The organism is Prosthecobacter sp. (assembly GCF_034366625.1).
In the GTDB taxonomy this organism is placed as follows: domain Bacteria; phylum Verrucomicrobiota; class Verrucomicrobiia; order Verrucomicrobiales; family Verrucomicrobiaceae; genus Prosthecobacter.
On sequence record NZ_JAXMIH010000011.1, the window covers coordinates 190,404 to 210,759 of the forward strand.

The 20,356-nt window shown below is 58.4% G+C and carries 18 protein-coding genes and 1 tRNA gene; 10 read left to right on the top strand and 9 right to left on the bottom strand.

Going from position 1 to position 20,356, the window contains the following annotated elements:
• Positions 1-367 precede the first annotated feature (367 nt).
• Both U1A53_RS14530 and U1A53_RS14535 read right to left on the bottom strand, forming a co-directional pair.
• Positions 368-1,345 carry a S1/P1 nuclease gene (locus U1A53_RS14530; RefSeq protein ID WP_322282014.1) on the bottom strand — a complete coding sequence of 326 codons (978 nt, stop codon included), beginning with the start codon at positions 1,343-1,345 and terminating at the stop codon, positions 368-370.
• 113 nt (positions 1,346-1,458) lie between these two features.
• Positions 1,459-3,750 carry a DUF1549 domain-containing protein gene (locus U1A53_RS14535; protein ID WP_322282015.1) on the bottom strand — a complete coding sequence of 764 codons (2,292 nt, stop codon included), beginning with the start codon at positions 3,748-3,750 and terminating at the stop codon, positions 1,459-1,461.
• A gap of 149 nt (positions 3,751-3,899) precedes the next feature.
• Here U1A53_RS14535 and U1A53_RS14540 point away from each other — a divergent pair, with 149 nt between their 5' ends.
• The 5 genes from U1A53_RS14540 (at position 3,900) to U1A53_RS14560 (ending at position 6,265) form a co-directional block, all read left to right on the top strand.
• The gene (locus U1A53_RS14540; protein ID WP_322282016.1) at positions 3,900-4,547 is read left to right on the top strand and encodes a hypothetical protein; all 648 of its coding nucleotides are present in this window, start codon (positions 3,900-3,902) and stop codon (positions 4,545-4,547) included.
• A gap of 51 nt (positions 4,548-4,598) precedes the next feature.
• A complete protein-coding gene (locus U1A53_RS14545; protein WP_322282017.1) occupies positions 4,599-5,306 on the top strand; it encodes an HAD-IA family hydrolase in 708 nt (235 codons plus the stop codon).
• Between the two features lie 26 nt (positions 5,307-5,332).
• A tRNA-Lys gene (locus U1A53_RS14550) sits at positions 5,333-5,407 on the top strand.
• A gap of 160 nt (positions 5,408-5,567) precedes the next feature.
• Entirely contained in the window at positions 5,568-5,810 is a 243-nt protein-coding gene (locus U1A53_RS14555) for a hypothetical protein (protein ID WP_322282018.1), read from the top strand.
• Positions 5,810-6,265, top strand: a complete 456-nt coding sequence (locus U1A53_RS14560) for a type II toxin-antitoxin system VapC family toxin (RefSeq protein ID WP_322282020.1) — start codon at positions 5,810-5,812, stop codon at positions 6,263-6,265. Before U1A53_RS14555 ends, U1A53_RS14560 begins: the two co-directional genes overlap by 1 nt.
• A 9-nt stretch (positions 6,266-6,274) precedes the next feature.
• On the opposite strand, the gene U1A53_RS14565 is transcribed toward U1A53_RS14560, so the two are convergent.
• A complete protein-coding gene (locus U1A53_RS14565; RefSeq protein WP_322282021.1) occupies positions 6,275-7,180 on the bottom strand; it encodes an ImmA/IrrE family metallo-endopeptidase in 906 nt (301 codons plus the stop codon).
• 1,122 nt (positions 7,181-8,302) lie between these two features.
• Here U1A53_RS14565 and U1A53_RS14570 point away from each other — a divergent pair.
• Positions 8,303-8,869, top strand: a complete 567-nt coding sequence (locus tag U1A53_RS14570; RefSeq protein WP_322282023.1) for a hypothetical protein — start codon at positions 8,303-8,305, stop codon at positions 8,867-8,869.
• Positions 8,870-9,221: 352 nt separating this feature from the next.
• Here the strand turns inward: U1A53_RS14570 and U1A53_RS14575 are convergent, their stop codons facing one another.
• The 4 genes from U1A53_RS14575 to U1A53_RS14590 all read right to left on the bottom strand — a co-directional run bounded on the left by U1A53_RS14575 (position 9,222) and on the right by U1A53_RS14590 (position 13,393).
• Positions 9,222-10,259 (bottom strand): AAA family ATPase, encoded by a 1,038-nt coding sequence (locus U1A53_RS14575; protein ID WP_322282024.1) that lies wholly within the window; start codon positions 10,257-10,259, stop codon positions 9,222-9,224.
• Positions 10,256-11,242 carry a CHC2 zinc finger domain-containing protein gene (locus tag U1A53_RS14580; RefSeq protein WP_322282026.1) on the bottom strand — a complete coding sequence of 329 codons (987 nt, stop codon included), beginning with the start codon at positions 11,240-11,242 and terminating at the stop codon, positions 10,256-10,258. The genes U1A53_RS14575 and U1A53_RS14580 overlap by 4 nt, the downstream gene beginning before the upstream one ends.
• A gap of 116 nt (positions 11,243-11,358) precedes the next feature.
• On the bottom strand, positions 11,359-11,607 hold the full coding sequence (locus tag U1A53_RS14585; RefSeq protein WP_322282027.1) for a hypothetical protein: 249 nt from the start codon (positions 11,605-11,607) through the stop codon (positions 11,359-11,361).
• Positions 11,608-12,076: 469 nt separating this feature from the next.
• The gene (locus tag U1A53_RS14590) at positions 12,077-13,393 is read right to left on the bottom strand and encodes a tyrosine-type recombinase/integrase (protein ID WP_322282029.1); all 1,317 of its coding nucleotides are present in this window, start codon (positions 13,391-13,393) and stop codon (positions 12,077-12,079) included.
• Positions 13,394-13,602: 209 nt separating this feature from the next.
• On the opposite strand from U1A53_RS14590, the gene U1A53_RS14595 reads away from it, so the two are divergent.
• On the top strand, positions 13,603-15,162 hold the full coding sequence (locus U1A53_RS14595) for a PQQ-binding-like beta-propeller repeat protein (RefSeq protein WP_322282031.1): 1,560 nt from the start codon (positions 13,603-13,605) through the stop codon (positions 15,160-15,162).
• On the opposite strand, the gene U1A53_RS14600 is transcribed toward U1A53_RS14595, so the two are convergent.
• On the bottom strand, positions 15,146-16,030 hold the full coding sequence (locus U1A53_RS14600; protein ID WP_322282032.1) for a hypothetical protein: 885 nt from the start codon (positions 16,028-16,030) through the stop codon (positions 15,146-15,148). The genes U1A53_RS14595 and U1A53_RS14600 overlap by 17 nt on opposite strands.
• A 93-nt stretch (positions 16,031-16,123) precedes the next feature.
• Between U1A53_RS14600 and U1A53_RS14605 the strand changes: the two genes are divergently transcribed.
• The 3 genes from U1A53_RS14605 (at position 16,124) to U1A53_RS14615 (ending at position 18,758) form a co-directional block, all read left to right on the top strand.
• Positions 16,124-17,221 (top strand): transporter substrate-binding domain-containing protein, encoded by a 1,098-nt coding sequence (locus tag U1A53_RS14605; RefSeq protein WP_322282034.1) that lies wholly within the window; start codon positions 16,124-16,126, stop codon positions 17,219-17,221.
• Positions 17,222-17,327: 106 nt separating this feature from the next.
• On the top strand, positions 17,328-18,032 hold the full coding sequence (locus tag U1A53_RS14610; protein ID WP_322282035.1) for a hypothetical protein: 705 nt from the start codon (positions 17,328-17,330) through the stop codon (positions 18,030-18,032).
• A 174-nt stretch (positions 18,033-18,206) separates the two neighbouring features.
• Complete coding sequence (locus U1A53_RS14615; RefSeq protein WP_322282037.1) at positions 18,207-18,758, top strand: hypothetical protein; 552 nt, start codon at positions 18,207-18,209, stop codon at positions 18,756-18,758.
• A gap of 21 nt (positions 18,759-18,779) precedes the next feature.
• Here U1A53_RS14615 and cobA read toward each other — a convergent pair whose 3' ends face one another.
• Positions 18,780-20,303: a uroporphyrinogen-III C-methyltransferase gene (cobA, locus tag U1A53_RS14620; RefSeq protein WP_322282039.1), complete on the bottom strand. Its 1,524-nt coding sequence runs from the start codon at positions 20,301-20,303 to the stop codon at positions 18,780-18,782.
• Between the last annotated feature and the right edge of the window lie 53 nt (positions 20,304-20,356).

Sequence of the window (20,356 nt, forward strand, 5' to 3'; positions counted from 1 at the left end):
CGCGGCCGTCTGTCAGCGGGTCGCTGACTCTTTTGGGAAACACTGATTTACACCGCAGAGACGGGAACGCCGCAGAGCACCTGAACTCAAGGCGGCTTGATTGTAGAGCAGAGAGGGTAACTTTCTTTGGTAAAAGATTGGCGGTAAAAGATCGGAAAACAGGGTTCCCATTTTTTACCGGTAATTTTTTACCAGCCAAGTTATTCGGGAGAAGGCCCTTCAGAATCAAGCCTCTGCGGCGTTTCAAACTTTGCGGTGTGGCATTAATCAGCGGCTGCTTTGGACTCCGCACGTTCCCAGAAGCCGGATAGTTCGGCGGCGAGTGTGATAGAAGCAGCGGTGTTTTTTTGCGCCGAACACATCCGGCCTACGGCCAGATGGCATTCAACACTGCAGCCATGCGTGCCGCCGCCTTCACCAACTGAGAGCCAGCGACGGTCTTCTGCTTGTCGATGTAATCAGCGGTCAGTTTGACCTCGATACGCTCGATTTTCGGGCCTTTGCCCGTGGTATTCAGCGTGCAAGCACCGAACTCAATGCCTGCGTAAGCCTCCTTCGCGAGCGCGACGGATTCACCGGCCCAATGTTCCGCCCATGCATGAAGATCACCAGGTGTCGTGGTGTTGATCTTCGGCAGGGCATCCTGCAGCAGCTTTGTCAGGTTCTTCAGGCCGGCGAGACGCTTCACGAGTTCAAAGTCCCACAAGGCGTGCATTTGATCGTACTTTTCGGGGCCGAAGAACAACTGGTTCGCCCCGCGATCTTCCAGCTTTTCCTTCTTTAACGGCAGACACGAAGCGGGATCGGTGCGCAGCACGGGATGCTGTGTGTCGGTCACATCGAAGAAGCCGCTGGCGCAGTGCATGGGCTGGTGGATGTCGCCAATGAGATGCACCAGCACGCGCAGGGCGGTGCGTGCGTCGAACTTGGTGGATTTGCCTTCGAGCACGGCGATGCAGAGGTTGATCTGCTGCACGATGTCATCGCGGGTGGTGAATCCGGTCGCTTCCTGATACGATTTCACATCGAGCGGCATGTCCACATAGTGCCAGGTGAAGTGGAATGGGAAGGCTTTGATAAAATCAGCGGCTTCCGCGTCGCCGACGAGCGGTCCTTCATTTTTTCCCACGTCACGCACGCGGTCGAGCCAGACGGCAGTCATGTCGAGCTTGTCACCGGCCAGGGCGGCATCCACACGCTGCTTCGCCTGCGGCGTCAGCAAGGATTGCGCGACTTCCCACATGGCTGTGTGGCCTTGATCAGCCCAAGCGCAGACTTGTGAGGGGAACGCGCACAGCAATGCCGTGGTGGCACAAAGAACGGACGGAAGATGAAGCGTGCTCATGCCGCCATGGTGAAGCGGAACGGTCAAGGCTCAACCAGCACTTGGGTGGGGCGCGATTTGCAATCGCCGTGTGTCCCCGCGAGGGAAATGGCGATTAAAAATCGCCACCCCGGTTACTGGATGAAGAAGAACTGGCGGGTGTTCAGCACGGTCCAGAGAACGTCGCCCCGGTCGGTGGCATCAGCGTTGTCAGCGATGGGCTTGAGCAGCGCGTGTTCTTCGGGTGTTGCCTTGCGGCTGAGCAGGCTGAGATAGACAGCGTTGACGACAGCCTCACCGCCTTCTTTTCTGGCCCTGTCCAAAGTGCGGGAGATGCTGGTGTAGCGGTTCATCAAGTTGCTGAAAATCTTGCCATTGAGGAGCATGAGAGCCTGAGAAACGCTGGCTTCATCGTTGGAGTTCTCAACGAGTTCGCGGTCGCTCTGGCCGAACTCACGCAGGAAGTGACCGTTCGGAGCCGGGCTGCGCAGGTCGGCGGCGCGAAGCATGTAGGTGTCGCGGAAGTTTTCCCAGGCGGCGAGGGAGGTCTTTTCATTTTTTTCCTCGACCTTGAAACGCTCGGCGTCAGCCTTGAAACGGGCCTTGGCCTGCTCCTGGAGACGGGCGCGGCGTTGTCTGGCGAGGATGCCGAGGGCTTCCTCCATGCTGAGGTCTTCGCCATTCTTGGCCTTGATGACTGCGGCGACTTCTTTGGCGAATGCCTCGTCCTTGGTGAAATCGTCGAGTTTGCCTTCTCGGGCGAGTTCGGCAAAGCGCTTGAAGCCCGTGTCATAGACGATGGCGTCCACGGCTGCGTCGATGCGCTTGCGCTGGCTCTGGATGAGGCGGCGGGCCTCGCGGATGGCGTCTTCGTCCTTCGCTTTGGAGGCGGCCTCCATTCTTTCCTGCGCGGTGCGGACTTCGGCGGCGAGTTCCTTCTGTTTGAGGGCGACTTTGACCGAGCAAGCCTGGAGTTGCTGGGGGGTGAGGCTGTTGAGGGCGCGGTCAAGCCACTCGATGCGACGGAGAGTGATCTCGGCCTCGACTTTGGTCTCAATGCTGGGGTGGTCAGGGTTGGGCTTGTACAGCGCGACCATGCTGTCCCATATCTGCTCGGCGCTCATGCGGCGGAGCAGGGGACCGGGGAAGTTGTACACTTCACCGAGCTCGACATCCTTGGTGTAGGCCTCGCGTTGGTAAGCTTGGGAATTGAGGATCGCGCTCAGGAGGGCCTTCATGTCGTAGTTGGAGGCCTTCAGGGTGTCTTCGAGGAAAGTCATGAGCGGCGGATTGCTCGGCACAGTGCTGTCGGTGATCTCATCGACGGGTTCGATGATGCCCTGGCCCATGAGCTTCTTCCAAAGACGGTTCGCGATGACCGTGGTGAAGCGTGGGTTTTCTTTGCTCGTCATCCAGGAGGCATAGGCCGTGATGGGCTGCTGGCCTTCTTTGATGATCTTGCCGTCTTTGCTGAAGGAGGCGGGGATGACTGGGTCGATCTTTTGTTTCGGCTTGGCGTCGGTGTACTGATAATCGTGGGGGAGAGCCAGCGCTTTCTTGTCGGTCTGGTCGAGCACGGTGTTGTAGCGCAGGGGACGGAGGATCTCGCTCATGGCGCGGCCGATGTCTTTGCGTTCGACACCCTCGGGCAGGTCGAACTTCGTGACAGTGCCGCCGTAACGGTTTTTCACTGCCTTGCCGTTTTTTGGAGAGCCACCGCCATAGATCGCCTGGGCGAGGAGCGGATTGGTGAGGCCGTTGCTGCTGGTCATGCCGTAGGTGTGGGCGGCCATCTGGTAGTAGTCCATCTGCGTCCATTTATCGAACGGATGGTTATGGCACTGGGCGCAGACCATGCTGGTGCCGAGGAAGATCTGTGTGGTCACCGCCATGTTGTCGAGCGGCATGTTGTAATCGCGGATGTAGAAGCCGATCGCGCCGTTTTCGTAGCTCTTGCCATCGGCGGTCACGACTTCGCGCACCATCTGATCGTAGGGCTTGTTGTCACGCAGGCTGGACTTGAGCCAGTTCGAGTAGCCGTAGAAGGCGGGCAGGCTTTGGCCGCCACCGACCATGTTGCTCTTCATGCGCAGAATGTCGGCCCAGTAGTTGTAGAAATTTTGCACGTAGCCGTCGCTGGCGAGCAGTTCGTTGATCAACTTGCCGCGCTTGTCCGCATCGCTGCTTTTGAGGAACTCGGTGGTTTCCTGAATCGTCGGGATGCGGCCCACAACATCCAGATAGACACGACGGACGAAGACTTCGTCGCTCGCGGGCTTGTTGGGCTGGATTTTCTCCTTGGCGAGCTTGGCGGTGACGAGTTCGTCGATCTTGGTGGCCGTGGCCTTGAGATCTGGGGCGGCGGAGGCGGTCAGTGCCATGCCGATAAAGAATGTGAGGAGGCTGTTGAGGGGATTCATCTTCATTGAGGAGCCGAGGGGTGGGGGTGGCGCGATAACGTCCTGCTGACAGGGGTCTTTCACCCTCTTTGTCATTCCCGTCGCCACGACAGGCAGATTCCCGGATTTTAGCTTTGACAATTGATGCTCCTTTCCGACAGAATCAGTGATTATTTATGAAATTACTCCTGCCCCTCGCCCTGATTTCAACTCTCGCCTCCTGCACCAGTTTGCAGAACAACCCACGCCCCTCGGCTGAGCTGCCTTGCCGGGTTGCGCCAGAGACGAACAGGGGGCTGGCTTATGTCAGCGGCGGAGTAGGCCAGGTAGCCACCAGTTCGTTGGATGTCACAGATGACACCCTTAACTATGGCGGCAAGGTGGTTGACCGTCAGGCACGGGACTACACCAACATCGGCATGAATGCGATTCGCCGCACCGATGACATCGTTTACCGCGAGACAACGCGTTACCTCGACTATGGCTTGGACACGGTGGATGACGGTACCAGTTATGCAGCCAGTGCCATCACTCGCTGGCCGAATGTCGCCACTGGTGTTGTCCAGCGCGGTTTGGGCTCCACTCGAAAAATTTATCAGAGCACGGTGGCTACGTACGGAGAGGCCATCAACCGCACTTACTGGCCGTTCTGGAACATCTTCACCCCGCCGGAGCCCAAGCCCTACATGGTTGGCAGCCTCAACGACCTGCATCCAGGTTACAGCATGCCAGGCTCAGGCTGGCATTGCAGACTGCCACAGCTTCCGGTGGAGCCTATGGTTCAGGAGACCGCCGCCAAGAACCCCTACACCGTCTCGAAGTAAGACTTTTCACACACGGGGACGGCTGAAAAGCCGTCCCTTTTTTTTGCCCCTATGTCGCTCCAGGCGTTGTTCTTTGACGCCGCTGGCACGCTTATCCGGCCCGCGCAGCCCGTGGGACTGACCTACTCACTGTTTGCGGCGCAGTCTGGCGTTCAAACGGAACCGGAAGTTGTGATGAAGGCGTTCCGTGAGGCTTGGAAGGCGACTCCGCAACCGTTGCATCCCCCAGGCCGGCCATCCGAGGATGATGACCGCGGCTGGTGGCGGGGGATGGTTGGCGATGTGTTTGCCCGCGTGCTGGGCGGGCCGCTGCCGGAAAACACGCTGGGTGATCTTTTTGATGATCTGTATCTCCACTACGAGCAGCCGCAGGCATGGACGGTGTTTGACGATGTTGTGCCGGTCCTGAGTGACCTCGTGCGTGATCACCGGTTGTTTGTGCTGTCGAATTTCGACCGCCGTTTGCGCCGCATCCTCGCCGGGCATGATCTGCTGCGTTTCTTTGGGCATGTCATCATCTCCAGTGAGGTGGGAGCTGCGAAACCGCATGCCCGCATGTTTCAGGCGGCTCTCGAAGTGGCAGACTGCCTGCCAGAGCATTGTTTGCACGTCGGCGACGACATGATCTGCGATATTGAAGGCGCGCAAAGCAGCGGAATGCATGCCTTTCGTGTGAAACGGCCTGAAAGCGGCCTCGCCGTGCTCATGCAGAAAGTCCGCGAGGGGGCATATTCCGGCTTGCGTAGCACGCTCTCGTGAATACATACCGCCCCCGTTTCGGAAATGCGCAGGTAGCTCAGCGGTAGAGCAGTTGGCTTTTAACCAATTGGTCGAGGGTTCGATCCCCTCCCTGCGTACCATTTTCATACTGAGTGGTTTATGAGCAAATAAGGCAAAAGCTGGCCGCAAAGGGAACATTATGGGAACAGATTCCCCCGTTGCTCGCCTGTTTCCATCCATGTCCATGCATGCTGCGGGAGGGCTTGCCACAGGAGGGGGAAACGGTTATTCTCCGCCATCATGTCCACCCTGACACTCGATCAAACGACGCCTTACGCCAGCCTGCTGATGGCTGGCGAGGTCGTGTCTGTGATGCAGGGCGGGAAGAAGCTGGGCGTTTTCCTTCCGACCACGCCCAAGCCGCAAAGCGTGCCGCTGCCTGATTTTCGCGCCCGCCTGCGCAAGACGTGGGGCAGTCGCGTTTTCAGTGATGCGGAAGTGAAGGAGATGCGCGAGGCGGAGCTTGAACACTGCCACGGCTGATGCACTGCGCGGACACGTCTTTTCTGTGTGCGCTCTACCGGCAGCAAAGTCATTCAGAGCGTGCCATTGCCACGCTGGAGGCCATTGGCGGGCCGATTGTGATTTCTTCCCTGCTGGCCTACGAGTTCAGGCAGGCGGTGCGCTTCCAAGTGTTCCTGCGCTCCCGTGACGCGACGAAAGGCTATCTGGAGACGGAAGGCATGATGATGCTGGCGCAATTCGAGAACGATCTGGAATCCGGCGTGGTCATTGAAGCCGGGGCGAACTGGACAGATGTGGCGGCAATCGTGGAAGGCTTGAGCGAGCGGCACACGATGCGGCGCGGCGCACGCTCCTTTGATCTGCTTCACATCGCCACGGCGCTGCAATGGGAAGCCTCGGTGTTTCTGAGCTTTGACGATTTGCAGCGCGAGATCGCAGCAGCGGAAGGGTTGAGCGTGCTGCCTGCCCGCTGATTCGCGGATTCAGGTGGCTTCCCTCCCCATGTTGAGAGGTAGGAGCCGCTGACGCGGCTTCGATTCAATGACCTTCTTTCGCCGTGCCCTTTCTTTGGCTGGCAGCTTGCCGCCTGCCATTTCTTCGACTGCTCCCGCTGCTTTGAGGATGTGCTCCAAGCTGATTGGTGGCAGGGCTGCGTTGGGATGAAGGTAATGGGAGAGGTACTTCTTCGATGCAGTGTGCAGCTTCCGACGGGAGGCGACGAGGTAGGCCACAGCTTCGGCCTCCAGTTCGCGTACTTCGATGGCGAGGTCGCCGCGATGGTCCCAAAAATCGTTCTCCGTTTTGCCCACATGCCCGCAGAACAAGTGCCCCAATTCGTGGGCCAGCGTGGCAAACTTCGTGGGACGGTCGTGGCATTCGTTGATTCGCAGGTCATAGCCGCCACCAGACGGTGCGCATTGAACGTATCCGGCCCCGTCCACATGCATCACTTCCTCCGCCACGGTGATGCTCATGCTGGCGCACAAGCCCAGCATCCTGCCCCATACCAGTTCATTGATCTCCCCTTGGGCATGAAAGGGGTCTTCAACGGCATTCCTGACGGCTTCGGGCAAAGCGTTGCCATAGGTGTCGGCGACATCGAAGACAAAGCGCACCGGCCCCATGATTTGCAGGACCACCAGCGGGCGCGAGCCGGGCTTGACCTTGAGACCCATTTCCGCCCATTCCTTGGCGGAGGCGATGTAGCGGGCCTTGGGGTGCTGGATGTGCAGCAGCATCGCGTTGTAGGGCGCGTAGCGTGGCATCCGGCTGGCGAACTCCATCAGCTCGTGAAATCGCTCCGGCGTGTGGTAGGCCAGGGCGCTTTCGATCAGCTCGTTCACGGCTGATTTGGCTTCCTCACGCTCTTTGTCATCCACGTTCAGCATGGCATGGACTGAAACGATGAGCGCAGGCTGTGCAACTCAGAACAGTGGCAGGAAGCCATCGCGGTCATGGCGATGTGGCTAAACACGCGTGCAATTCGAGCACACTCTGCTTGGTCTTTGAATGGCTTAATCGCAAGAGTCCTTGAGCATCCATGGTGGCATGTTCAAGGGTCTTGCCGGTCAGTCTTTGGAAGGCATCAACGAATCCCAAGACTTCCCGCCCGCCACTGGCAGGATTTGGACGTTCCCGTACCGTCCCCACCTGTACCACGCGATGCGGCGCAGTTGCTCCGGCGTCTTGTTGCCACTTGGTTTCAAGCCGAGAAAGGTTCTCATCGAGTCGGGAGGCTGGGACGGGGAGGCGTTCATTGTTTCACTTTGGCTTGTTCGCCCCCTTGAATAAAGGATGCAAGGGATCTTCCTCGGCTATCGGCAGCGGTCGATATGCGGCGATACTTGAGAGCCGAAGCCGCTCCAGTTGCTCCGGCGTCTTGACGCCAGATTTCCGCAAGGGCGCGGAGGTCGTCGCGGAGGCGCTGAGGGGTGGAGTCGGCTGGAACATGCTCGAATTGAAGCACAGAGGCTTTGACCGGCCAAGGTGTTCCACTCGTTCCCGTGCAAAAATTGAAATCGTCCCTTCGCAGGATGGCAGCAAAAGTTTAAATCAGGCCCGTTTGACTGCTGAAGTGCAAGAGGCCTTGAGTACAAAACGACTCGCCCCGTTCGCGTTCCTCTAGCGAATCCCGCCTGGACTGAATGTTTTCCAGAAGTTCGGATTTTTGGCGACTCGACTCTGCCAAGAGGGACTGGAGGAAGATCGCTCGGCGCAGAGTTGCCTCACCCGCTCGACTCGCTCGGCCACGTTCACTAGCTCCTGCTCTGTGTAAAGCTCGCCAGTCAATGGGCAGATCATTTTTGCCGAGGTATTGTCCTGTGGTGAAGTCATAGCGGTATTCGGAAAGGGTTGGGAACGGTGTCGCGACGTTGGCGAGGAATGTCTGGTCTTCAACCAAATCACCGCCTGTGTGTAGGAGCGTTTTGAAGTCGCCACATGTTGCAAGGATGGTGTTGGATTCGCAATTGCGGCCTTGCGTGGCGCGGAAACGGGATAGGCTCGTGGGCATGAAAACGCGTATTGCAGCACTGGTGTTTTTTGCCGCCACCTGCCCTAATCTGACTCAGGCGGGCGATCTGTTCTCCACCAAGGAGAACATCAAGGCCAGAGGGATTGATCTGAGCTTCGAGGTTCCCGCAGGCATGAAGAAAAGGGACGATGAGTCCTTCGTTCAGGTATGGGTGACTGAGACACAGGGAATGCGAATCCGCATTCACCTGCTGATGTCGAAGCATCACATGCACACTCACGCCGAAAAGCTCAAAGCCTTAGCGGACGCCGAAGCCGCAAACGGCACCAGAACCATTTCGTCAGAGCGTCTGAAAATAGGGCGCGAGCCAGCGATAATTGTGGAGCATGCATGGACGCCTCATCCTCCATATAATCAGGCTGATAAAGACGCCAAAAAGGTGGAACAACACGACATCGAATTATCGCTGTTCCCCGGTGACACCACAATTAAATTGACCTGCCTCATTGGGAAACCTGATTATGGCGGCGAACCGCTGGCGGAAAGCATCGCCGCTGTGCGCCCCGCCCTGTTGAAGATGTTGAAAAGTGTGGAGTTGAATTAGCGCTTTGCGTTCCTGCCTGTCATTTCTTCGCCCTCGCACGTCACTCCCACGGCGGCAATTGCGCGGTATCAGTGCTCAAGCCACGCTTTGCCCCTTTTGCCGCGATTTGAGCTGCCAGCCGTGCCTGCGTCCATCACAGCCACGTTCGGGCGTCGCAGGAGGGCAACAAGTGCGTGGTAAGCCTTGGCGCGGTCTTCGTGCCGTTTCCCTGCTGACTGCGATGGTGGAGCTTCGTTTCCGGTTCGTTTCCCGAAAACCGCCCTCGTTTCCGGCCTGCTTCCATCTCGTTTCCATCAGGCATTCTTCGTTTCCCGTTTCCCGCCTATAGGTTGGAAACTGGAAACGAGGAGCATCATGGCGTTTCGACGGCTTCGTAGTCACGTCCTTTCTTGCGCACGAGTCCGGCAGTCATGAGTTTCTTTGCCCACTTGCTGATGGTGCTACACTTGACGTTCAGCATCTCTGCAAGATCAGAGGCGCTACCAACTCCATCGCGGATATGAGCCAGCAGGGCGTCTGTGCCATTAAATGCCTCGCAGGTGATAGAGATGCGTGCGCCCTCATCAAGCAGTGTCCAGCGAAGCGGTTGAGCCTCACGCCCTTGACAATTGCGACACTTGGAAAAGCTGGTGATGAACTGCTTGCACCGTGCGCCGTCTTCGCTGGCGTCCTTCAAGCTCAGAATCCAGTGAGCCGGGTCTTCACGCCGGGAGCCTCCCCGCATCTCGCCATTGCGGCCTGCATGGTGAATGATCATCACCGTAATGCCACGGCGGCGCAGACTCAGCAGCCAGTCTTTGATCTTGTCGAAGTCGTCATTTTCATTCTCCCGCATGCCGTTCTGGCTCGTGCTCAAATTGTCGATCACAAACAGCGAGCCGTCTGGGAGCATCGCGGACAGCCCGGCCTGATGCGCAGGGTTGGCAATGTTCACACTAATGGCCTGCTCCATGTATAGATGCTCGTTGCTCAACCAGTGAAAATTCTGAGACAGGATGCCGATCTTGTTAGCGCGGTCTTGCACGTCGGGCAGGTTCATCTCGGCGTCGAAGTAGAAAACAGGCCGCGAGCCTTCCCCCTTGCTCCATGAGCCGAGCGCACTGCCTTCTGCCACGGCATTGCTGATGATCATTGCGAGCCATGTCTTGCCATGACCACGCGGGGCGAACAAATAGCCAAGATCACCCTCGCGCAGCCATGAGCCAAGCAGTGGGCGACGTTGTGGAAGATCCTTGCTAGCGAGCATGTCGGCGCTCAGTAGTGATCTAGTGAAATCGGGCGCTTGCGGCACCGTGCCATTGTTAGCGGACGGCGGCGAATCTGCTGCGGCACCCTTGGCTTTGACGGGTAAATCGGCGGCAGCGGGGGTGAAAGGAATGACATGGTTCATGGTAGGAGATCGTGGAGATGGGGTTGTTGTTCGGCGCAAAGCACAGAGCAGTCGTTCAAGTCATTCACGGGTCTGCCATCGCGGCGGTTCAGGCCGGTGAAGTCGAAAAAATCCACCTGACAGCCTTTGGCGTGGAGTTGGGCGGCCCATATCTGAGCGCTGGTCATGCCACCGCCATCGGCGTCGGCGTGCGGGTAGATGCGCACCCTGCGGCCAGCGAGTAGAGACAGCGCGGTGGCCTCCATCTGAGTGCCTGCGCTCCTGCCAAGCATGGCGACGGGCAGCACGCCCCATCTTTCAAAGAGGAAGGCGAAATGCAACGCGGCGAGGTAGTCGGGACCGCCTTCCACGAGCATGATGGCGCGGAACTGCGGGATGCGGCGCAAGACAGCCGCGCCGACAGGCCATGCTTTGGAAGATCCTTTGAGTGTATGGGCTTTACGCTCGCCAAGTTTGTCCATCTCTGGAAATGGCTTGCCGTCGAGGCGGCGTGCTTCTGCGATGCGCCTGGCTTGATCGGTGAGAATCCAGCAAGGGAATCCGCACACATCGCCAAAGGCCAGTGTGGGCAGGCAATGAGCGAGCGAGACGGCCTCCGGGCAAAGGTGGCGGGTCTTGGCGACTCTTTCGATCTCGGTCGTCGAGCCGCGATGCAGCAGCGGCATGACAAGAGAGGCAGGACGCATAGAATGCGAGCATGATGACGTGACGGCCAACGGAACGCCTGCCATCGCGAGAAAACGTCTGGTGGCCTCCTGTGTGTCGATCTTGCAGGCAGTGGCTATGAAGTCGATCACATCGCCACCTTCATTGGCGGAGAAGTCCTTCCAGCGCCGACCGCCGTCGTAGATGGAGAATGAAGGTGACTTGTCAGTACGGAAGGGCGAGCGGCAGGACGCGGCAGGCTGGCCGGGAAGCCCGAGACGCTGCCACACATCAGGGATCAGCAGGCGCTCTTTGAGCGCGGGAATGTCGTTGTTCATGGAGCGCGGTTTGTGCGCTTGCCTGTGAACTGCTTTTGGCTACTCTATGCGGTATCTGAACTCCACAAACAGCAGCCGCTTTGCCGTCACCGGGAAGCGGTTTGTTGTTGGTGGAATTAGCGGGTGACTTCGACTTGCTCTGCTTGGAGAAACTCACGAATGCTTGCGCAATCGAATAGCCTGCGGCCCTTGAGCGCCCCCTTCTTTCTGATGCTCACGGAGCGAATCTTTCGTTCGCCAGCGAGGATGTATAGATGCGAGCGAGACAGCCCGAAGAGTGCGCGGGCGGTGCGGTGATCTGCAAATTCTGGCAGCACTGCGACTGCCGTTGATTGAGGTTTGGTATCAAGTGCGGATGTGGACATGGGTGTGCGGAGTGGATGTGGATTGCCCAGCGCCTTGATGAGGCGATGGAGTTGAGCGAGTCCGAATGGGCGCAATGGTCCCCTTGGCCGATTAGGCGGTACTCGTGGGTGGAACTGGCTGGATGCTCACACGGTGGCGGCATCGAGATTTCCTATGGTCTTGTGCTCAATCGGCGGTTGCTCACCGGCTCCTTGAGAACTTGCCCGACACTCAGTCAGCGGTTTTGCACCAGCCCTCTGATAGCCCAAGCATGCATGGAATGGCGGTCACTCTGTCAGCGATGTACACCAGCTTCGAGATAGATCGTTCATTCGATGAACTGACTTGGCCGTGCGATACATCCATAAATACGCAAGGACTATTTTAGACGACCGTGTGGGAATGTGATCGAATCACTTCTGATGTGGTGCCGATACCGTTAATCATGCGTGCTTCTGACTCAGCACCAGATGGACGATAGGTGGCGTCTCAGGCTCGTTTCCGTTTGAGGGCGGGAACCTTATCCACGGCGCTGCGAAGGGCTGCCAGTTCGGCGTGGGTGTAACCGGCATTGGTCTTGGTGTCAGCATGGCCGACCAGCTTCATCCGGGTTTCTTGGGAAACGCCGCTGTTGAACATGCTGCTATTGAAGGTGTGGCGAAGGCTGTGGAAAGAAAGGGAATGAGCGGAGCGACCAGCCGTCCCAGCGATGTGCTCCCGCGTCTCTCCGCGTGAGACACCAGCTTTAGCCATGATCCTGATGAAGCCCGTGGAGAGGCCGTGTTTGCCTGCCACGCTGACGCGGGCGAGAGAAGGGAAGACGGGTGCAGTTAAGTCTGCGGGCAGCTCGATGCTTTCAAAGTAGCCCACCAACTCCGCATGCATTGGCAGAACGAGAGTGGATGCCTTCTTCCCCTTTTTAGCCAATTTCTGCCGGGTGGTTTTCTGGGGGATGAACCGAATGACCTTTTCTTGGAGGTCGATTCTGTCACGAGTCATGCGCGCAGCATCACCCAAACGAAGGCCGCCGAAGGCTGCCAGCAAGATAATGCCACGCCAATCTTCAGAGGGAGCGGCTTTCAGGATCTTGGAGATTTCGACGAAAGTGAGCGGTTCTCGACTGGTGGAGTCCTCTTCGGGCAGCGGTTCCAAATTGTCGGCGGGGGAGCGCGAGATGTGTCCCTCCTTGGCAGCAGCGAGAAGGGCGCTATTCACGTCCTTGAGGTAATGATTGGTGGTCTTAGCGGTGCGGCCTTCGGCTTTGAGCTTGTCGCGGAACTCACGCAGTTTACCGATGGTGAGAGAATCCAGTGGCAAGACGGCCTGCTCCTCGCCCAGATGCGTTAGAATGGCCTTCACGCTGGCCTTGTAACGTGCCTGTGTGGCGGGCTTTGTGTCGGCGGTTTTCAGTTTGAGCCATTCATTGAACCAGCCTGCAATGGTCTTCTCTGCGGGCAGCGCCTCACCCGTGCTGGCCTCCACCAGCCTACGGATGTAGTCGCGGCCCAGATTGGCAGTAAGGCGCTTCTGCGCGGCTTTGTCTGCTGCCTCGCGGAGAATGGCCAGGATGCGCAGAGAGCCTTCATCACCCGCGCCTGCCGCACGAAAGGCGTTCTGCTCAAACTCCATCGCTATCTTGAGTGCCTTCTGCTGGTTTTTGTTTTGCTCGCTCGTGTTGTCGCCAACAAGTACTTTCGTTACCTTCTTAACGAGCTTCCAGCCCTTCTTGCCACTGGCGTCTGTGACGGGCAGGCGAAAGGCTGCGTAGTAGAACAGGGAGTTAGGACGGGTAAAGGTGCTAGCCATGATGGGAACATAGTGGGAACAGTCACGGATGTCCAGCATCATCCAAGGAAAGCTATTCCTCTAGTGAGGAGTGTTGTTCGCATTGGTTTCCAGGGGTGTGTATCGAATCGAGGGTTCGATCCCCTCCCTGCGTACCATTTTCATCGAAACGATTCAAGCGGCATGGTGGATGAAACTTACCAAGCAGCGGAGGCGTTCAGACCGGACGCATGAAATCACCGCTTCTTCTTTCCGCCGCCTGTCTCTTCACTTCCACGCTCGTTGCCGGTGATTGGAATCAATGGCGCGGTCCTGACCGCAACGGCGTGTCACAGGACACCAGCCCCATCGCCAATGCATTTCCGGCGGAAGGATTGAAGAAGGCCTGGGAGAGCGAGTTCATCCCCAGCAACGAATACGGCGGCCACGGCAGCCCGGTGGTCAGTGGTGAACGGGTGTTTCTCAGCGTCGTGTGGCATGAGCGCGTGCCCTCGGAGACGCGCGAGATCGACACCGAGGTCATGCAGCAGCTCAATCATCGCGGCACCACGCCGGAACTGGCGAAGAAGCTCGAAGAAACACGCCTGAACCTGCCGAAGTTGCGCGGCGAGAAGTTCGACGAATGGGTGTTGCAGTGGCGGAAGGACAACCTCACGGAAAAAGAGGAGATCAACATCGGCACCTGGGTCGCCTCGCGTTTCAAGGCCGGCAAAGCCGCCATCGCCCTCGAATGGCTCGAAAAGATGTCGGGCCGCCAAGGCAAACCGTTCGCGAATGCCGAAGCTTTCACCCAATGGCTCGATGACGAAGGCTTCCCGCCGGACGTGAAGGAGAAGATGATCGCAGTGATGCCTAACACGGTGAAGATCGCGCAAGACGTGATTTTGTGCCTCGATCTGGCCACGGGCAAACAAGTTTGGAAGTACACCAAGCCCGGCAAACCGAGCGGCCGCCAGTCCTCCAGCACCTGCGCCGTCGTGGATGGCAAGGTGTATGCCGCCTGCAGCACGGAACTCCTCTGCGTGAACGAAGCGGACGGCAAGCTCGTCTGGTCCACGCCGTTGTCCGCGAAAGGCCCCGCCGCTTCACCATTGGTCGTCGGCGACCGCATTTACATGGCCGCCGGTGTGGCCTGCGCGTTCTCGAAGGCCGATGGCAAACTGCTGTGGGAGCAGAAAGACGCCAAAGGCACCATCGCCAGTCCGACGTGGTGGGCACCGGCCAGCGGCAAGCCCGTGCTCGTCATTCATGGCAACAACGCGCTCTACGGCATCGATCCCGAAACCGGCAGCATGAAGTGGACAGCCGAAGGCGGCAGCCAGAGCACGCCCGTGGCCAGCGGCGACTGGCTGGTGCTTTACAGCGGCACCGAGGGCGTGGGCCTGCGCGCTTACAGGATGCAGGCCGATGGCAAGCCCAAGGCCGCATGGTCGCATTTCTGGGTCACGCGCCGCTACACCGGCAGTCCCATTATTCATGAAGGCAACGTCTATCACTGCTGCGGCGAGAAGCATCAGTGCATCGATCTCGAAACCGGCGCGGTGAAGTGGGTCGTGAACGAAATCAACAGCACCATCACCTCCCCGCTGCTGGCGGATGGCAAGCTGCTCGTCTATGAGAACAACGGCACGCACGTTCGCATGGTCAAGGCCACCAACGCGGCCTACGAACAGCTTGGCCGCGCCAAGACGGATGCCATGGGCTGCTCATCGCCGGCGATTGCGAATGGCAGGCTCATCGTGAGGCAGAAGGACAAGCTGGTGTGCTTCGATCTCAGGCCGGTGAAATAGGCTGTCCGTCGCTACCTCCCGCACGCAGGCCGGCTGCGGCGATTCCCTGCCGCACCATTGCCAGGCCGCTCGTCAAGCTGGTCACCGGGTGTTTGGCGATGCTTGTGATCTTCCCGACAGCTTTTTCAGCCCAAAGCTCCTCACCGACATTCACCACGGCCTCCGTTTCGAATGCAATCAACTCCCTCGGCATCTTCCCGGTCGTTTTGATGCGTGAAAGCACCTCCTGCCCGATGTAGCAGCCTTTGGCGAAATCCATCGCGCGGGTTTCGATGCCGGCCTCGGGCGGAAACGTCTCCGTGTTCAGTTCATGTGGCCAGCGCGGCACCTTTTGCAGGATGCGCCAGGTTTCGATCTCCTCGTCGCTCAGCACACGGCATCCCGGCTCGAATGAAGCTCCTGCTGGCAGCCACACGTCCACGCCATCGACGCCAAATCGTGTCGAACGCAGGGAGTACGACGGACACTCCTGTCCGTCGATGTCGCGCTCCCGACAGACAGGAGTGTCTGTCGTACTGCCCCAGACATGCCAGATCTGCCATTCGTCGCTGACATCGGTCAATTCGGCGTCATCCGCCACGATGTAGCGTTCCAGGCGCATGCCGAGTGTTTCACGCAATCCGGGTTCGGCATCAAGGAAGAGCGCATCCTCCCGCGTGTGAATGAACACATCACCGGCGATGCGGCCCTTCGCATCCGTCACACAGGCATAGAGCGTCTCATCCGTCTTCACGCGGCGTACGTCATTCGTCACCTGACCGTTCAGGTAGCGCACCCGGTCCGCGCCGGTGAGGCGGAACTTGGCGCGTGACGATAGATTAACGGCGGCTCCATGCGTGGTGATGTCTTGAAACAGTTCGGCGGTCATGCGGCATGAATGGGCGGGCGCTGCGGTGTGGCAAGCCGCCAAAGCTCACGGATCGTTTGACTCGTCACTCTGTGCGAGTATTTGCCTCAACCTATGCGTCCTCTTTTTCTCCTTCTCGCCGCCGCTGTTTTAACCACGCTGGTCCCGCAGGCCGCCGCCCAGGCTCCAGCGGCCGCCCCGGCCGCCAAGGTCCGTGTCGTTACTCGCAATCTCGAACCCTTCTCGTTTGATAAAGAGGGGCGTCGTGTCGGTTATGCCGCCGAATTGTGGGACCAGCTCGCCCGCGAGACCGGCCTCGAATACGATGTGCAGGTGGTCAAAACCGCGCAGGAAATCATCGACGCGGTGAAGAACAAGACCGCCGATGTGGGCGTCGGCGCCATCAGCGTGACGGCCAAACGCGAGGAGATCATCGATTTCACGCAGCCGTTCTATGAGTCCGGCCTTCAGGTGCTCGTCGCTGGTGGTGGTGGCAGCTTTGCGGACAACATTCTCCAGCTCCTTGGCAATCTGTTCAGTCTGGAGCTCATCGGCATGTTCCTGCTGCTCATCGGCACGATGTTTTTGATCTCTCATCTCGTCTGGCGCTACGAGCACAAGGTGAACGGCGACCAGTGGCCGGAGGACTACAAGGCGGGCATCTGGGAATCGTTCTGGTGGACGCTCAGCACGCTGCTCGTCGGTGGTGCGGACAACAAAGGCCCTGTGGGCGTTGGCGGACGCATCGTCGCCATCGTGTGGATGCTGCTGAGCATTGTGCTTGTGTCCTTGCTCACGGCTTCATTTACCACCGTGCTGACCGTCAACTCCCTCAAGGGCGACATCAACGGCCCTGGCGATCTTCCTGGTCGCAAAGTCGCCACGGTCAAAGGCAGCACGACTGAAGGCACGCTCACCACCAAGGGGGTCAAGGTCGTGTCCTTCCTCACTCCGGCGGAATGTGTCGTGGCGCTCAAGGGCGGCGATGTTCAGGCGGTTGTGTATGACGCTCCGGTGCTCCAATACGAAGCTGGCAAGATGAATGACGAAAAACTACAAATGGTCGGCCCCGTGTTTGAGCGTCAGAACTACGCCTTCGCCCTTCAGCAGGACAGCCCGCTGCGCGAGCGTCTCAACCAAGCCCTCTTGAAACTCTCGGAGCAAGGCGTCGGCAACGAGTTGCGGAAGAAGTACTTCGGCGAGGATCAGTAGCTCCCGAGGTAGTTGATAGTGGATGGTTGATAGTGGATCGACGGACCAGCAACGGCTGGCGAAGTGTCGGGCCATCAACTATCAACTCTGAACCATCAACTGCTCCATGTCCTCCATCCCATCTCCCGGCATCCTCGCCACGATAGCGGCGGTGTTTCGGCAGAACCGTGTGCCCTGCCTCGTGCTGAACCTTTTCGCGGTGGCCTTGGTGGCCAGCTACTACCAGGTTCCGTCGCTGGCGGGTTTCTGGGAGTTGGTGGGAGATTTTAAGACGCGCTGGTCGTTCGTCTTTTCCTGCGTTTCCACGATGTTCGCCGCAGCGGTGATGCCCTTCTTCATCCTGATGGCGATGGGAACGCTGCCGTCTGAGGGAAGATGGCAACGTCTCGCGCTGCTCATGCTGTTCTGGGGCTATCGCGGCATGGAGATCGACCTGTTCTATCGCTTTCAGGGCTGGCTGTTCGGCCAGGGTAATGATGCACGCACACTCCTCATCAAGGTCGTCGTCGATCAGTTCGTTCTCAGTCCGCTGTGGTTCGTGCCCACCTACGTCATCGCGCTGCGCTGGGTGGATCTCGGTGGCTCGTGGTCGCACCTTCGCGCCTCCCTCGACCGCGAGTTCTGGACGCGCACCTGTCCGATGGTGCTCATCACCAACTGGATCATCTGGATTCCCGCCCTCGCCTGCGTTTACAGCCTCCCCGCCGCCCTCCAGTTCCCGCTGTTCACCATAGTCATGTGTTTTTTCATTCTCGTCGTGACGGTGATGACGCGGAGAAAGAATGAGGCTGACAAACCGGCGAAAATGTGAACGTTGGATTACTGGATGGATTGAAAAAGCAAACGCATGCCAAAGCCAAGATCACTTCTTCTCCGATATCGACAATTGAGTGTCTGGAACAAGATCGGCTTCTGGGGGTCTGTAACTTCGTTGATTGGGATTTGTTTATACTTTTTACCCAATGGCTCGGGCATTCAGCAAACGATGACTAATTCTCCTGGTGGGATTCAAGCAGGTCGTGATGTTGTAATTAATTCGGACAAGCATCTGATCCATTCGCTTTCACTTCATGTGGCTGTAGCAGCAGACACACTGCCTGCTGAACCTTCAGGGCCTCGAATCGCAGCCGGACTTGGTTCGTTTATCGCTCTATTTAGTGCCGATAAAACACGAATCCGGTTCAAGACTGATTTTACGTTGAGTCATCAGCAAGTAGGCAGAACGAGAAGGCGGGTTGAATTTATTTATACCCCAGAGACACCGGACCAGATCCTTGGCAAGGAGATAGATTTTCTGGGTCAGATTGAGTTGCTCGTCGTCAATTACTCCGAGATTTTCGACACTCTCAAATTCAATACGAAGAACAAGAATGCCCAGCTTCAATGTCTTGTTTTCCTCAATGGTGTAAAGATCGCGACTTTCAGCACTGGAGAAGAATTTGAGGGAACGCTGAACGTTGGCCAAATCAATCTCAGCGTTACTGAAGCGTTTGCCCCGATTCCCTCGGCTTATGCCGGCCTTATTTCGAACCGCTGAGTATTAAAATCTCGCGTCCAATCACCGCCAAAACTTCTCCACCGCCGCGACCAGGCCGGGGATGCTGTTCTCCTTGGCTTCGACATCGACCTTGAGACCGCGCTCGGTGATGGCGGCGCTGGTGACGGGGCCGATGCTGGCGATTTTGATGCCTTCAGGGAGCGTGACTTTGAGATTGAGGAAATGCTCGACGGTGGAGGCGCTGGTGAAGGTGATCATGTCCGCGCCTTCAGCCTTCAGGCGGGCGAGGGCTTCGAGATTGTCCTCGGTTTCTGCCACAGTGCGGTAGGCGATGGCTTCATCGACGATGGCACCCATGCCGGTGAGCTCGTTGGCGATGACTTCGCGTGTTTCCTCAGCACGTACCCAGAGCACTTTGACGTTCTCCATGTCCTGATGATCCTTGAAGGCTTTGACGAGGCCTTCGGCGACGAATTTTTTGTCGGGCATCAAATCGACGGCGAGGAAGCGTGCTTTCACCTTGTCAGCCGTGCCGGGCCCGATGCAGGCGATGCGGACGCCGCCGATGCAGCGGGCGTCGTTGAAGAGCTTGTCGAACATGGTGAAGAAGGCATCCACGCCGTTCGGGCTGGTGAAGATGATCCAGTCGTAGGTGTGGCAGTCGTTCACCAGTTCGCCGAACGTTTTCTGATCGGTGGCGGGTTCAGTGCGGATGGTGGGCACCTCGATGACATCAGCGCCGATTTGCGCGAGCTGTTTGCTGAGCACACCGGCCTGCTGACGCGTGCGGGTGACGACGATCTTCTTGCCAAACAGCGGACGGTCTTCAAACCAGTTCAAGTGCGGACGCTCGGTGACGACATCGCCGATGACGGCGACGGCGGGGGCTTTGAAGCCTGCGGCTTTCACTTTGGCGGCGATGTCGGCCAGTGTGCCGACGAGCGTCTGCTGGCAGCCATGCGTGGCCCAGCGCACGAGGGCGACGGGGGTTTCCGGCTTCGCGCCGTGCTTCAAGAACTGCGCGGTGATCTCGTCGATGCGCTCGACGCCCATGAGGAAGACCTTGGTGCCGTCGGCCTGCGCGAGCTTGGCGTAGTTGAGCGAGGTGTCCGGCTTGGTGGGATCTTCGTGGCCGGTGAAGATGGTGAGCTGGGACGCATGCGAACGATGTGTGACCGGAATGCCCGCGTAAGCCGGACCGGCGATGGCGGAGGTGATGCCGGGCACGATTTCAAATTTCACGCCCGCTTCGTAAAGCTCGGCGGCTTCCTCGGCTCCGCGTCCGAACAGCACGGGATCGCCACCCTTCAAGCGCGTGACGGTTTTGCCCTCCGTGGTGAGCTTGACGATGAGCTTGTTGATCTCCTCCTGCGGCAGCGTGTGATCGCCTGCCTTCTTGCCGACGTAGATGCGCTCGGTGCCGGGCTTGGCGTAGCGGAGATGCTCGGGATTGCAGAGGTAGTCGTACACGAGCACGTCGGCGGCCTCAATGCAGTCCTTGCCCTTGAGCGTGAGAAGTCCGGGATCGCCGGGACCGGCGCCGACGAGGTAACAAATGCCAGGGGTGGTTGTCTTGGAGGCCATGATGGGAAAAGGGCCGCCAAAGTGTCGAAACCACGGCTCACCGCAAGGAGGGA